The sequence below is a fragment of the Streptomyces sp. NPDC093591 genome (assembly GCF_044764885.1).
In the GTDB taxonomy this organism is placed as follows: domain Bacteria; phylum Actinomycetota; class Actinomycetes; order Streptomycetales; family Streptomycetaceae; genus Streptomyces.
Genome location: NZ_JBIWIY010000009.1, coordinates 21,723 through 34,949 on the forward strand (window position 1 = coordinate 21,723; position 13,227 = coordinate 34,949).

At 68.5% G+C, this 13,227-nt stretch carries 14 protein-coding genes and 1 tRNA gene; 8 read left to right on the forward strand and 7 right to left on the reverse strand.

Features of this window, described 5'->3' with window-relative positions; translation table 11 throughout:
- Positions 1 to 62 precede the first annotated feature (62 nt).
- Entirely contained in the window at positions 63 to 758 is a 696-nt protein-coding gene (locus ACIREI_RS19980; protein WP_403335084.1) for an ATP-binding protein, read from the reverse strand.
- A complete protein-coding gene (locus ACIREI_RS19985) occupies positions 755 to 1,687 on the reverse strand; it encodes a hypothetical protein (protein WP_403334414.1) in 933 nt (310 codons plus the stop codon). Before ACIREI_RS19985 ends, ACIREI_RS19980 begins: the two co-directional genes overlap by 4 nt.
- A gap of 511 nt (positions 1,688 to 2,198) precedes the next feature.
- Here ACIREI_RS19985 and ACIREI_RS19990 point away from each other — a divergent pair.
- The 4 genes from ACIREI_RS19990 to ACIREI_RS20005 all read left to right on the forward strand — a co-directional run bounded on the left by ACIREI_RS19990 (position 2,199) and on the right by ACIREI_RS20005 (position 5,606).
- Positions 2,199 to 2,456, forward strand: a complete 258-nt coding sequence (locus tag ACIREI_RS19990) for a helix-turn-helix domain-containing protein (RefSeq protein WP_403334415.1) — start codon at positions 2,199 to 2,201, stop codon at positions 2,454 to 2,456.
- A gap of 128 nt (positions 2,457 to 2,584) precedes the next feature.
- Positions 2,585 to 2,797 carry a helix-turn-helix domain-containing protein gene (locus ACIREI_RS19995; protein WP_067436922.1) on the forward strand — a complete coding sequence of 71 codons (213 nt, stop codon included), beginning with the start codon at positions 2,585 to 2,587 and terminating at the stop codon, positions 2,795 to 2,797.
- On the forward strand, positions 2,797 to 3,948 hold the full coding sequence (locus ACIREI_RS20000) for a tyrosine-type recombinase/integrase (protein WP_403334417.1): 1,152 nt from the start codon (positions 2,797 to 2,799) through the stop codon (positions 3,946 to 3,948). Before ACIREI_RS19995 ends, ACIREI_RS20000 begins: the two co-directional genes overlap by 1 nt.
- 482 nt (positions 3,949 to 4,430) lie before the next feature.
- On the forward strand, positions 4,431 to 5,606 hold the full coding sequence (locus ACIREI_RS20005) for an acyltransferase family protein (RefSeq protein ID WP_403334419.1): 1,176 nt from the start codon (positions 4,431 to 4,433) through the stop codon (positions 5,604 to 5,606).
- Positions 5,607 to 5,784: 178 nt separating this feature from the next.
- Here ACIREI_RS20005 and ACIREI_RS20010 read toward each other — a convergent pair whose 3' ends face one another.
- Positions 5,785 to 6,327, reverse strand: coding sequence for an RICIN domain-containing protein (locus ACIREI_RS20010; RefSeq protein WP_403334421.1), 543 nt, complete (start codon positions 6,325 to 6,327; stop codon positions 5,785 to 5,787).
- Between the two features lie 517 nt (positions 6,328 to 6,844).
- On the opposite strand from ACIREI_RS20010, the gene ACIREI_RS20015 reads away from it, so the two are divergent.
- The gene (locus tag ACIREI_RS20015; RefSeq protein ID WP_403334423.1) at positions 6,845 to 7,432 is read left to right on the forward strand and encodes an RICIN domain-containing protein; all 588 of its coding nucleotides are present in this window, start codon (positions 6,845 to 6,847) and stop codon (positions 7,430 to 7,432) included.
- A 643-nt stretch (positions 7,433 to 8,075) separates the two neighbouring features.
- On the forward strand, positions 8,076 to 8,405 hold the full coding sequence (locus ACIREI_RS20020) for an aromatic amino acid lyase (RefSeq protein ID WP_403334425.1): 330 nt from the start codon (positions 8,076 to 8,078) through the stop codon (positions 8,403 to 8,405).
- 250 nt (positions 8,406 to 8,655) lie between these two features.
- Here ACIREI_RS20020 and ACIREI_RS20025 read toward each other — a convergent pair.
- Positions 8,656 to 8,729, reverse strand: a tRNA-Gly gene (locus ACIREI_RS20025).
- A 595-nt stretch (positions 8,730 to 9,324) separates the two neighbouring features.
- Here ACIREI_RS20025 and dcd point away from each other — a divergent pair.
- On the forward strand, positions 9,325 to 9,900 hold the full coding sequence (gene dcd / locus ACIREI_RS20030; protein ID WP_301998720.1) for a dCTP deaminase: 576 nt from the start codon (positions 9,325 to 9,327) through the stop codon (positions 9,898 to 9,900).
- A gap of 8 nt (positions 9,901 to 9,908) precedes the next feature.
- Complete coding sequence (locus tag ACIREI_RS20035; RefSeq protein WP_403334427.1) at positions 9,909 to 10,427, forward strand: phosphoribosyltransferase; 519 nt, start codon at positions 9,909 to 9,911, stop codon at positions 10,425 to 10,427.
- Positions 10,428 to 10,473: 46 nt separating this feature from the next.
- Here ACIREI_RS20035 and ACIREI_RS20040 read toward each other — a convergent pair whose 3' ends face one another.
- The 3 genes from ACIREI_RS20040 to ACIREI_RS20050 form a co-directional block, all read right to left on the reverse strand.
- A complete protein-coding gene (locus ACIREI_RS20040; RefSeq protein ID WP_403335087.1) occupies positions 10,474 to 11,622 on the reverse strand; it encodes an RNA polymerase sigma factor in 1,149 nt (382 codons plus the stop codon).
- The gene (locus ACIREI_RS20045; protein WP_403334429.1) at positions 11,622 to 12,035 is read right to left on the reverse strand and encodes a YciI family protein; all 414 of its coding nucleotides are present in this window, start codon (positions 12,033 to 12,035) and stop codon (positions 11,622 to 11,624) included. The genes ACIREI_RS20040 and ACIREI_RS20045 overlap by 1 nt, the downstream gene beginning before the upstream one ends.
- 151 nt (positions 12,036 to 12,186) lie before the next feature.
- Positions 12,187 to 13,212 carry a Yip1 family protein gene (locus tag ACIREI_RS20050; protein WP_403334431.1) on the reverse strand — a complete coding sequence of 342 codons (1,026 nt, stop codon included), beginning with the start codon at positions 13,210 to 13,212 and terminating at the stop codon, positions 12,187 to 12,189.
- Between the last annotated feature and the right edge of the window lie 15 nt (positions 13,213 to 13,227).

Here is a 13,227-nt window from a genome sequence, read left to right on the forward strand (position 1 = left end):
GGGCAGGCGTGAGCGCGGCGGGCGATGCGAGGGTGGAGGTGGGGAGGAAGTCCGCGGGCCGGTCAGGCAGTGGGCGCGGTGCGGCGCCGGTCGGGGCCGGTGAGGATGACGCGTTCGGTCATCTCGGCGAGGCGGGAGGCGACGCGGTCGCCGAGCGCGGTGCGCAGCTCGGGGATCGGCAGGTTGGTGGTGATGAGGGTGGGGCGCAGGTGCTCGTACCGGTGGTTGATCAGCCGGTAGGTGAGCTCCTCGGTCCACTCGCTGGTTTTGGCCGCGCCGAGGTCGTCCAGGAGGAGCAGCGGGCAGCGGGCCAGCGTCTGCAGGTCGCGTTCGGCGTCGTGGCCGGCTCGGGGACGGAGCCGTGCGTGCAGGTCGGCGGAGGTGGTGGCTTCCCAGCGCAGGCGGACGCCTCGGGTGAGGAGGGCGCGGATGGCGCCGTACGCCTGGTGGGTCTTGCCCGTGCCTGTGGGGCCGGCGATCAGCAGCGACGGGCCCTCGGCGATGCCGGGTCCGCCGGGTCCGGGGCGTCCGGCGCGGGCGATCTGGTCGGCCCAGGCAGTGATCTGGGGGTGGTCGGCCATGGCGCGGCGGTAGCGGGCGGGGATGCGGGCGTCCGCGAGTTCCAGTGCCGTGACGGGCTCCGCCGGCGGTTCCTCGGCTGTGACACCGGGGTCGATGCCGCGGCTGGCCAGGATGGTGTTGAGCCGGTTGGCGAGCGGGCCGACGTGGTGGGGCTCGCGGGTGAGGGTGGCGGTCAGAGGTCACCTCCGTAGGCGGCGTCGACATCGGCGGGGTTCGTCCACGGCCTGTGGACAACCGCCGCCGTGGCTGTGGCGTTCATGGCCTCGTGGACGAGGCTCGGCAGGGTGCTGGGGTGCAGTCCCTTGGCCCGGTGCCGTTCGAGTCCGGCTCGGATGTGGGCGGGGGCGATGCCCTCGCCGAGGAGCTTGTGCACCTCCCGGCCCAGATGACCCAGGACGTCCCTGGGCGGGCGGTGGGCACAGGCGGCGGCGTACTCGGAGATGAGCTGCTGGGCCGAGATGGTGTCCGGTGCGGGGGCGCTCGCGCCCCCCGAAGGGGTATTTCCTAGATCCATGATCCTAGGTCCTAGATCCGGACCGTGAGGTGTCACTGCCGCCTCACGGAGTGCTCCGCGCTCCCTCACGGAGGACTCCGTGATTTCGCTCTGACCTGCAACTTCGTCATCTGCGCCGGGATTCGGCGCGGGCTGGTGTACTTCTCCGGAGCGTTCACGGAGGGTTCCGTGAGGCTGCGGTGAGGGCTCCGTGATGCCAGGCCCCGCAGCCGGCGCGGCGACGCCTGGCGCGGTGCCGACGGTGGCGTCGTGGTGGGGGCAGGCGGGGAGGCGGCTCTTGCTGGGCCGGTTGATCTTCTGGTGCTGGTGCCAGGTGACGATGTGCAGGTGCCGCTTGTCGTCCGGCCCCGTGTAGCGGCAGATCAGTCCGGCGTCGGCGAGCTGGGCGAGGTCCGTCTCGACGTTCGAGGGCCCGTGCTCCGGGCGCAGCACCCACAACTGCCCGGCGATGATCGCGGCGTGGTCGCGGTGGCGGCCCTGGTCGTCGGCCTGCGTGAGCAGCCCGAGGAAGGTGCGCTCGGCGGTCAGGGAAACGGCGGCCAGGGACTCGGAGACGAAGGCTTCGGGCTTGATGGTGCGGATTCGGGCCAAGAGGGGCGGTTCCTCACTCGGTGCAGGCGGGCAGGAGCCCACGGCTCACCGTCGATGGGCGGTACGGGCGTCAGGGGAGGGGGAGTTGGCCGGCCAGCGGCACAGGGCGCGCTGATGGCCGCTCACGCTTTCCGGGGGTGTCGTCAACATAGCCACACCCGGGCCGCGCAAGTCCAGCCCAATCCCGCGCAATCTCTGACGGCAGAAAGGCTGCCGAAAAAGAAGGCGGTGGAGGGCGGTCCCAAAACTGTAGGGCACGATCGCCGGTTGCCGAAATAATGCCCCGTCAGATGAAGCCAGAAGCATCACATCGGGAAGCTGTTGACGTACTGCAGACGGGGAAGCTACAACACAACACCCCATGTCAGAGCATCCTTGGAGTGTCGATTGATGTGCCGGTTTTCGGTACTTCCCGACCTCCGGTAAACCGCTTCGCGTCGAACTGCGGAGCGCAACATAGACCACGATCGCCGGTTAACCAAACCGGCGAATGGACGCTACAAATGGAGCCATGGCAGCACGCTCATTGGAAATCGGCCCGGCAGGTATACGGGCGGCCCGCACCATCGAAATCCTCCGCACCCAACGCGGTCTCGCTCAGCGTCAGTTGGCAGACCGCGTCACGGCCCTCGGCCGTCCGATGTCCAACACGATGCTGTCCCGAATCGAACGTGCCCAGCGGCGCTGCGACGTCGACGACCTCGCCGCCATCGCCGAAGCCCTTGCCGTATCGCCCCTCGTGCTGCTGCGAGGACCAAGCGCCACCTGAGACGAGCCGCCGGCGCCGCTACCCGAGCACCCTCCACCGACGTAAGGATTCATCGCACTTGCCCCACCCCGCGATACCCCACGCCCTTCCCCGTATCCAGCGCCCCACCCCGAAGGAGGTGATCGTGAATGGCTGACCGCCTCCTCACAGTGGCCGAGGCTGGCGAGATGCTCGGCACCGGCGAGCGCTTCGTCCGCCGCCTCATCGCCGAGCGTCGCATCCGCTACGTCAAGCTCGGCCGCCCCGTCCGCATCCCCGAGAGCGCGGTCGCCGAGTACGTCGAGGCGCGCACCGTCGAGCCGGTCCGCCGCATCCGTGCCCGCTACGGGAAGGCGGCCTGATGGCGGGACGCAAGCCGCAGCGGCGGCGCGAGTTCGGCACGGTGCGCAAGCTGGCCTCCGGCCGGTGGCAGGCCCGCTACATCGGCCCGGACGGCGAGCGGTACACCGCCCCGGAGACCTTCGAGACCAAGTCCGACGCCCAGGACTGGCTTAACCTCGTCCGCGCCGACATCGAGCGCAACGTCTGGCGCGACCCGGATGCCGGAGCGGTCAACTTCGAGAAGTACGCACTGCGTTGGACGGAGGAGCGCGGCCTGGCCCCGACCACGGTCGACCGCTACGACGGCCTGCTGCGCCTGCACATCCTGCCCACCTTCGGGGGCAAGAACCTGGACGAGGTCAGCCCGCCCTCCGTCCGCACATGGAGGGCCGAGCGCTTGAAGGCGACCGGTGCCACCACGGTCGCCAAGTCGTACCGGCTGCTGAGGGCCATCCTGCAGACAGCGGTCGACGACGACCTGCTGCCCAACAACCCGTGCCGCATCAAGGGCGCAGGCAAGGAGGAGGCCGACGAGCGCCCCACCGCTACCATCGAGCAGGTCTTCGACCTTGCCGATGCCATGGGCCCGCGCTGGCGTCTGATGGTCCTGCTCGGCGCCTTCGCCTCCCTTCGCCCGGAGGAACTGGCCGAACTGCGCCGTCACAGTGTCGATCTCGACGAATGCTCGCTGCGCGTCACGCACGCGTCCCCCGAGCTGACGAACGGCAGGCGGGTCACCGGTGACCCCAAGACCCGAGCAGGCAAGCGCACCGTGTACCTGCCGGACTTCATGCTCCCGGAGCTGCGGCGACACCTTCAGTGGTTCGCCGAGAAGGAGCGCGACGGCCTCCTGTTCGTCGGCGAGAAGGGCGCCCCGTTCCGTCGGTCGACCTTCGGCCGGAAATGGCGCAGGGCGCGCACCAAGGTCGGCATGCCGGACAACTTCCGCTTCTACGACCTCCGCCACACCGGCAACACCCTCGCCGCCGACACCGGCGCCAAGCTGAAGGACCTCATGGTCCGCGCCGGCCAGTCCTCGGAGCGGGCCCAGCTGATCTATCAGCACTCGACGGCGAAGCACCAGCGCAGGCTGGCGCAGGGCATCGATGCCGAGGTGCGGCAGCAGCTGCGAGAGTCCGCTGCCGGGCAGCGGCGGAGTGCGGAGGCATGACCACGCCTTGCTGTTCGGACCCGGCCGGGGTTTCTCCGACCCGGGTCCGGTATGCAGTCCCCAGGCCACGCCGCGTGCACGGTTTTCGGCAAGGGAATCGCCTTCCGTCTTTGCTGTGCGTCCTGTGTTCTGTGGTGTGCACGGCGGCTCCGAAGCCGAAGTGAGGCACTGCCCGTCCTGTGTGGCGTCGCGAGTGCTCGGCCCCATTCGTGTGCACTCAGGCCGCCCCGAACCTGGAGGTGGCCTGTGAGTAGAGCGGAATGACTGACGCCTCGCCAGCTCGCCGGATCGCGGGATCTGCCTTTCCGCTCCATCGACTTTGAGCCGCACTAGCAAATGATCGGGTGGACTTGAACATCGGCGCAGGCGGTCACGTGAACATGGGCATGGAGCCCTCTACCCCCGCCCTTCCTGGAGCGGAGCGATCACCCTCCGTGACGGCGCAATTACCTGTACCCGCCGCGGCAGCTCATGCATCGCGGTTGGCCTGGCTGGACGCGCTGCGCGGCATCGCGGCACTCGTTGTGGTGTTCGATCACTCGTCGTACTCGTTCCTGGCAGAGTTCCGGCGAGAACTGATGCCGGAGTTCAACACCAGCCGGTACGGCATCATGGTGTTCTTCCTGGTCAGCGGCTACATCATCCCAGCATCGCTTGAACGTCGGGGATGCGTCCGAAGGTTCTGGGTTGGACGGTTGTTCCGCATCTACCCGCTGTGGGCCGTGGTCGTCACCGCGGTCCTCGCTGCCAACCTGATGGGTATTGCGCAGGTCCGCGACTTTGGCGGCCAGAGTGCCGCGTCCGTGGCAGTCGCCCATGTCACCTTGCTCCAAGAGCTGCTGGCGACACCCAACCTGCTTCTTGTCCTGTGGACGCTGTCGTATGAGATGGCGTTCTATCTCCTGGTGGTTGCTCTCTTCACGGTCCGTCTGCACCGGCGTTCGGCGGAAGTATCCGTCACCCTGGCCGTACTTGCCGCCATCAGTGTGCTGGCGGGTGTCACGCTGCCGGCCTCCGCCCTGTCGGGTGCGCTGGGCGCCGGCCCGCTCGTCGCGATCGCCGCGATCGCCATGGTGGTCGCCATCTGCTGTGCCAGCGCCAAGGCGCCTGCGCTACGGGTGTTCGGGGGCGTGCTGGGCGGCGTGTTGGCGCTCGTCCTGGTCCCCTTCAACAGCGGGGTCCCCATGTGGGAAGGGCTGGTGATTCTGGCGGTGATGTTCCTCGGCACTGCCATCTACCGGGCCCAGCACGGTGAGAGCACGTGGCGGTACGCGGCCTGCGCCGCCATCGTTGTGGTCGCCTGTGCTGTGGGGAGCGCGTACCAGTACGGCGACGGCAGCAATTTCACCCGCCGCGGTTGGATCGTGGCATTCTTGTTGGCCGTGCTGACCTTCGGTGCCGGGCTGGCGTTGCGGCACCGGCGGATACCGCGCTGGCTGATCGGGCTAGGGACGATCAGTTATTCGGTCTACCTGGTGCATCCGGTGCTCCTGGCGGTGAACGATGGCACCATCGGCAGGTGGCAGCGGGACAACCCTCTGCTGGAAGTCGCGTTCTATGCCGTGCTCCTGCCCCTGTGTGTGCTGACCTACCGCTACATCGAAGCGCCGGGCCAGGCATGGGGCCGGAAGCTGGCAGGTCGCATGCAGCCGCCGTGATGACGGACCGTGCCGCGAGCGCGCCGCATGATTGCCTGGAGCACGCGGCGCCCCGTGACCGACAAGGTCCCGGGGCGCCGTGAAGGTAGATCCTGGCGGGAACTGCTCAGTTTCACCCCAAGAGTCCCGACCGCAAGCGAGCTCGGGTGCGCTATGGAGCCCTCGAAGGTGGGGGCGGTCAGTGCGACAGTATCCAGCCCTGGTTCGCCGACCCGTCGCAGCGGAACTGGGCCGCCTGTGCACCGTTGGCTGTACTCGCACCTGAAATGCCCAGGCACAAGCCGCTCTTGCGATTCCTCAGCGCGAAGTACTCCCCGCTGTAGGCGTCGTCGTCCTTCACCCAGTCTTGGTTGGTGTCGCTGGATCCCCTCGCCGTGATGGCCGCCGCGCCTACAGCGGTGCTGGCACCGTCGATACCGAGATTCAGCCCCGACTGGAAGTTCTCGAAGCTGCGATAGGGCTCGTCCAAGATGAGGAACCAGTCCTGCAGGTTGACGCCAACCTCTCTGGGCTGCTGGACAACCTTGGCGCCGTTGGCAGAGCTCACGGCCTGCAGGACCTTTCCGGACTTGAGGTTCTTGATCGTGTTGAACTCCTGGCGGGGCTGTCTGGTGTCACTGCTCTGCGGCTCCTGGGCCTGAGCGACGGCCGGGCTCGCCACAGCCATCAGCGCCCCGGTAACAACCGCAGCAAGGACACTCCTAGCTCGTGTTGCGTGCATGACATCTCCCTCTGTGACGGGTCGTGGTGATGTTGCCGCGAGTACTCAACCAGCCAACCGAATGATTCGTGAGCTTGTTCGATAATTTGGGCTGAAAGCGCTCGCTAACTGGCGTGATCCCCAAGACGCGTCCGCGGGTGCCCGCTAGGAAGTGGGCGTCGACCCCTACCGAGTGCGTGCACCACGCATCAAGGCCGTCTTCGGTCGCTGAACATGGCGCTGGCCCGTCGTGCCGATGGCCTGCTCCGCGGTCATGTGTGTGGGGCCTGGTTCTTCGCGGCGACCGAGTATTGGGCGCGCAACGCTCCGCAGGACACCCTGACCCGGTCCGGGTCAGGGCGCAGGGCGGGCAGCAAGCGCGACCGAGTCGGCGGGCGGAGGGCAGGGCCACATGCAACACGCAAGCGTCAAGTAAGCGCTTTCAGTCAAAGCGTTCGAACTCTCTTGCGACCTCGATGGCGGGCCTGATTGGGTGCTCTCGGTAACACCAAGAGCACGCAACGCAAGGAGACATAACATGCGCAAGAGATGCACCAGGAACGTCCTCGGGGCGGTTCTGGCTGGGGCGCTGATGGCGGCGGCCAGTCCGGCCGTGGCTAACGCCCAGTCGTCGCAGGGCAGTGACCCGACGCCCGTGGCGCGCACGGACATCCAGTCTGCGGCGCGCACGGACATCCAGTCTGCGGCGGTCGTAAGTTACAGGGTCAAAAACACCAAGTCCCAGAAGTACCTGCAGCCTTCAGGCGGTAGCAGCGCCGTAGGCGCCAAGATCGTTCAGCAGCCCTTAAGCTCCGCTTCGTCGCAGCGATGGGCGCTCGTCCCCGACGGCAGCTACGTCAGCTTCTGGAACCAAGGGTCAGATTTGAACATGGGCATCGACGGCGCCAGCACCTCGGCCGGCGCGGCGGCCATCCAGGCGACCCCTTCTGGCGACGCCAATCAGGACTGGCTGATTACTTGGCGCTCGGACACGGTCTTCGAAATGAAGAACCGCAAGAGCGGGCTGTGTCTGGGTATCTCGGGCGCGAGCACCGCGAATGGCGCACAGGCCGCCCAGTTCCCCTGCGATGGGACGGCGAACCAAGGCTGGGCGTTCACCGAGTAACCACGGCGGCAAGAAGACAGCGAAGAAGCAGCTGACCAAGAAGACCGCCAGGAAGAAGACGTCTGTGCCGCGACCGCGCAGTGCTTGATCTTCCAGGGCGAGGACGTCGCCGCGTGCAGCGTCGATCACTGGTCTGCGGCCGTGAGGGTGGGAACATCTGCCGGGCGCTGTCGGCTGATGGAGGTGTGGCGATGAAAGGGGCAATGCCCCCGGGCCTCACCTATCGCCAATGAGGGCGATCATTCTGCTGAAGCCTCATGGAGCCTTTCATCGCGTAGGCGACCACCCTTCGCGACCACGCACGCTGATCGGCCCCGACCGGCGCCCTCGCCGGCCGGGGCTGATGCGCTTCAGCGCGCCCGGCCCCGGGCCCCCACCCCCTCGTGCGGCACCGGTCTGCAGGTTGCCATGAGGATGTCCCGGATCCACTGGGTCTCCGGGACCTCCCGTGCTCCGGGCGTCGTCAGGCCAACGTGTGCTCGGGCTCTTGTCGCGGCGGCTGAGCGCGGAACGCCGTCAAAGGCCCCTTGACCCACGCGCCCCCTCCCCCCTACCTCGACGGTCACACCCTCAACCCTCGACACGGTTCACGAGACGGCCGTCGCCCCCCGAAGCCACGCATGCGCCCTGACCGGCAGAGGCCGTGCACCTGACCATGCCCGCCGGGTCCTTCTCTCGCTCCACCGAGTCCCACAGCCAGATCAAAGTCGGCATGGGCACCATCGCCGCCCGGCACGCCCGTACCGCAATCGGTCTCGCTGTCCAGGTCGCCGCCATCCACCTTCTGGCCCTCGCCCAGGCCACCGACCTGCACCGCCCACCCCACCTCGCACCCGCCACCCGCACCGCCCACACCGTGCTCCGCCAGCACAGCGCCTCCGTCGAACAGGACCGCCCCCTGGACGCCGACATCCCCCTTGTCACGGACCTCATCAACACCGCCGCGATCAGGTCCCAGGTCAGCATCGCCTGACAAGCGGTACGAGCCACTCAACTACCGCTTTGCTTACGCGACTTAATTGCATTTGCGCGAACCTGTGATCCAGGTCACCGAAACTGTATCTCGATATTTGAGACAACCTGGCGCGATCGCGTCCGAGTCGACGCCTGAAGGCCCCTGGAATGGCTGCTCGACCTGCACTTAGGGCACGCAGAGGGCACGCCGCCCTCAAATTGGTCTAGATAACAAACAAACCCCAGGCCGCTGACCTGGGGTTTCTCTCTGGAGCGGGTGACGAGAATCGAACTCGCGCTCTCAGCTTGGGAAGCTGATGTTCTACCATTAAACTACACCCGCGTAAGACGCCTGCCCCGAGATCATCCGGAGGCGGTGTCCGATCGCCTGGTCACTGTACCCCATCACCGGCCCCCGGCGCTGACGCCGTGGGGCCTGAGTGCGTTTCAGGGGGCGGGATGTGGCTGCGGGGTACCGGAGTTGGGGCGTACGGTGGAGGGGTCGGAGAGGGTCCGGGTGGGGGCGGAGTGCCGCCTGGAGGGCCGTCCCTTTGATCCCGTAATGTGGCCTCTCGTCGTCAGGCAGGTAGCAGCCGACGCGGCTCTTGGGGAAGGGACTCTAGGACTTGATGGAGCGCACCGTCGTCCGTTGTGCCGATGGGCACGTGTTCAGCACCGCTTCGTTCCCGATGCAGCAGGCCGAGCGACTCGGTCCAGGCCGGCTCCTCCGGTGTCCCCGGTGTGCCCGGCTCCGCAGTGTGGTGCCGGTGCCGGTGGTGCTGGAGAAGCGGTAGCGGTGAAGGCCGGCTGTAAGGGGTAGCGGGAGCACGTGCCGTAGGAGCAGTACTACCAGTACCAGCAGTACCAGCAGGTGCAGTGCCGGGCGCGCGGGCGGTCAGGATTGTGGCCGTTCCGCGCGCCTTGCGTATCCTCGGGGCGTGCTTCTCTCAGACAAGGACATCCGGGCCGAGATCGACGCCGGGCGGGTACGGATCGATCCCTACGACCAGACCATGGTGCAGCCGTCCAGCATCGACGTACGGCTGGACCGGTACTTCCGGGTGTTCGAGAACCACCGGTACCCGCACATCGACCCCTCCATCGAGCAGGCGGACCTGACCCGGCTCGTGGAGCCCGAGGGCGACGAGCCGTTCATCCTGCACCCCGGGGAGTTCGTGCTGGCCTCCACGTACGAGGTCATCACGCTGCCCGACGATCTCGCCTCCCGGCTGGAGGGCAAGTCCTCGCTCGGGCGGCTCGGGCTGGTCACCCACTCCACCGCCGGGTTCATCGACCCGGGCTTCAGCGGGCACGTCACCCTCGAGCTGTCCAACCTCGCCACGCTCCCGATCAAGCTCTGGCCCGGCATGAAGATCGGGCAGCTGTGCATGTTCCGGCTCAGCTCGCCCGCCGAGTTCCCGTACGGGAGCGAGCGGTACGGGTCCCGGTACCAGGGGCAGCGCGGGCCCACCGCCTCCCGGTCCTTCCAGAACTTCCATCGGACCCAGGTGTGAGCGACGGGATGGGTGACAACAGGGTGCGGGAGAATCTGACCTACGAGCGGTTCGGTGTCGCCGTCCGTGAGCTCGCGCAGACCATCGCCGATGACGGGTATGAGCCGGACATCGTGCTCAGCATCGCCCGTGGGGGCGTGTTCGTCGCAGGTGGGCTCGCCTACGCCCTCGACTGCAAGAATCTTCATCTGGTGAACGTGGAGTTCTACACGGGCGTGGGGACCACCCTCGACATGCCCGTCATGCTCGCTCCCGTCCCCAACGCGATCGACTTCACCGACAAGAAGGTCCTGATCGCCGACGACGTCGCCGACACCGGCAAGACGCTGAAGCTCGTGCACGACTTCTGCCTCGACCATGTCGCCGAGGTGCGGTCCGCCGTGATCTATGAGAAGTCCCACTCCCTCGTGAAGTGCGAGTACGTGTGGAAGCGCACCGATGAGTGGATCAACTTCCCGTGGAGTGTGCTGCCTCCCGTGCGCAAGCCGGGAGAGGCGGCGCCCAGGGAGAACAAGGAAGCCCTCTGACCTGGAAGCCCTATGAGCCGTCCGCGCGCGGGTCGTCGGGTCGTCGTCAGTCGTGACGGCGGCGGGCGTTGAGGCGGGCGGCCTGGCGGGTCAGGTGGTCGCGTTCGGCGATGTTGGGTGCCTTGTGGGCTGCCTCGGCGTACAGGCGTGCCGCCGTCGGAAGGTCGCCGTCGCGCTCGTGGAGGTACGCCGCCACCGCGGCATAGCGGGGCAGTGAGGCGTCCAGTTCCGAGAGTGCCGCCAGGCCTGCGCGGGGGCCGTCCGCCTCGGCGACGGCCACCGCGCGGTTGAGCCGGACCACGGGGCTGTCCGTCAGGCGCGTGAGCTCGTCGTACCACTCGACGATCTGCACCCAGTCGGTCTCCTCGGCGGTGGGCGCGTCGGCGTGGAGGGCCGCGATGGCGGCCTGCGCCTGGAACTCGCCCAACCGGTCGCGGGCGAGGGCCGACTGGAGGATCTCGATGCCCTCCGCGATCGACGTGGTGTCCCAGCGGCCGCGGTCCTGCTCGGCGAGCGGTACGAGGCTGCCGTCGGGGGCGGTCCTCGCGGCGCGCCGGGCGTGGTGGAGCAGCATGAGGGCGAGCAGCCCCGCCACCTCGGGGTGGTCGATCGCGGCCGCGAGCTGCCGGGTGAGCCGGATCGCCTCGGCGGCGAGGTCGACGTCCCCGGAGTAGCCCTCGTTGAAGACCAGGTAGAGGACGCGCAGCACGGTGGCGACGTCGCCGGGCTGGTCGAACCGTACGCCGGAGACGGTGCGCTTGGCCCGGCTGATGCGTTGCGCCATCGTCGCCTCCGGCACCAGGTAGGCCTGGGCGATCTGGCGGGTGGTGAGCCCGCCGACCGCGCGCAGCGTCAGCGCGACGGCGGACGACGGGGTCAGCGACGGGTGGGCGCACAGGAAGTAGAGCTGGAGTGTGTCGTCGACGTCGGGGGCGGGCCCGGGCGCCGGTTCCTCGTCGACGAGGTCCTCACGCCGGCGGCGGGCCTTCTCCGCCCGGGCCTGGTCGAGGAACTTGCGCCAGGCGACCGTGACCAGCCAGCCCTTCGGGTCGCGCGGCGGGTCGGCGGGCCAGACGCGGACCGCTTCGACCAGCGCGTCCTGTACGGCGTCCTCGGCCGCCGCGAAGTCGGCTCCGCGGCGGACGAGGACGGCGAGCACGCTCGGGGTGAGGCTTCTCAGCAGCGCCTCGTTCATCAATGGCACTCGGTGATGGTGGGCGACGCGGTCAGGAACGGGCGGACCTCCAGCCACTCGTGGATCGGCTTCCCGCCCGCCCCGGGAGCGGCCGACAGCTCTCCGGCCAGCTCCACGGCGCGCTCGTAGCTGTCGACGTCGATCACCATCCAGCCGGCGATGAGGTCCTTGGTCTCGGCGAACGGGCCGTCGGTGACCGGCGGGCGCCCCTCACCGTCGTACCGGACCCACGCACCCTCGGGAGCGAGCGCCTGACCGTCGACGAACTCGCCGGTCTTCTCCAGCCGGGCCGCGAAGTCGCTCATGTACTGCATGTGCGCCGAGATCTCCTGCGGCGTCCACTGGTCCATCGGCACGTCGTTGACCGCCGCCGGAGCGCCACGGTAGTGCTTGAGCAGCAGGTACTTGGCCATCGTGTCTCTCCTCGGTACTGGTGCGACCATCTTGGCCGCGTTCACCCCGGGGACGGAGCCGGACGCGGGTTCTCGACATCGATGCCCGAGATTTTTTGAAAAAAGGGCCCCCGGCGCGAACGCCGGGGGCCCTTGTGTACGTCGGCGGGCCCTAGAAGGTGCCCAGCTTCACGATCGACAGCAGCGCGACCAGCTGGATCGCGCTCGCGCCCAGCGCCTTCGGCCAGGGCAGGTCGTGGGACTTGGAGACCATCACGGTCAGCAGCCCGCCCGCCGCCACCCAGGTCACCCAGCCCAGGATCTGGACGAACGTCGCGTCGCCGCCGGCGAACATCGCGAAGACCAGGCGGGGCGCGTCGGTCAGGGACATGATCAGCATGGAGAGGCCGACCGTCGGCTGCCAGGCGCCGTCGCCGCCCAGCTGGCGGGCCAGGGTGTGGGTGACCACGCCCAGGACGAAGGACGACAGGACCATCGCCACGGCCGTCGTCAGGACGATCGGGACCGCGTTCGACAGGGTCGCGTTGATCGCGTCGTTGCGGGCGCCGTCGAAGCCGAAGACGGCCAGCAGGCCGTACAGGAAGGTCACGACGAGGGCGGGGCCCCACATCGTGTAGTCCCGCATCTGCAGGAACGTCTGGGCGGGGGACAGGACGATGCCGCGCAGCAGCTGCTTCCAGTGCAGGCGGGGGCCGATCGGGGCGGCCGGGGCCGCGCCCGCCTGGTAGGTCTCGCCCCGGCTGTAGGGGTCCTCGCCGACCGAGAAGGCCTGGGTGTGGCCCGGGTTGTTCGCCGCGTACGGGTCCGGGGCGCCGCCCGGGTCGTGCGGGTAGCCGCCGTCGCCGAAGTACTCCGGCTCGTCGTGACCACCCTGGCCACCGTGACCGCCGGCGCCGTAACCGCCGTGGGCACCGCCGCCGTTCGCCTGCGGCCAGCCGCCTGCGCCGCCGCCCGAGCCGCCGTACGGCTGCTGCGACGGCGGGGGATAGCCGTACGACGGTCCCTGGGGCGCCTGCTGCCCGTACGGAGGTTGTTGGGGGCGCGTCTGCGGGGTGCCGTTGTTCCGGCTGCCCCGTCCGATCCTGAATCCAGCCACGTCTTCGAACGTACCTGGTCCCGGAGAGTCGCGTGCCGGGCCCTGCGGTTCGGGCCCGGCTTTGCGGCCGAGCTGTGACATCCCCTAAGGGAAGCC